Below are 249 nucleotides of genomic sequence, written 5' to 3' on the forward strand. Positions count from 1 at the left end.
GATAACGCCCGTATGCTTCTGAGTATGCCCGATCTTGTCAGCATCACAACCAGCATTGCCGTATTGAGAAAACAACGACTCCAGCGCCACAGTCAGCAAAGAGTGTTTGGTCAGATCAAAACTGGCGGCTTCAAATGCCATATGCAGTTGAAGCAGCAAATCAAACAGTGCCGGATTGTTAATCACAGAGCGGTCGATAACAGGATCAACGGCTTTCTCAGTGTCAGCAAAATGCTGTTCTATCATCTC

General features: G+C 47.0%; 1 pseudogene. It reads right to left on the bottom strand.

The window, feature by feature from the left end:
- A pseudogene (locus ACYP03_RS27260) lies at window positions 1–249 on the bottom strand (hypothetical protein); the annotation flags it as partial.

The sequence above is a fragment of the Photobacterium sp. R1 genome (assembly GCF_054600795.1).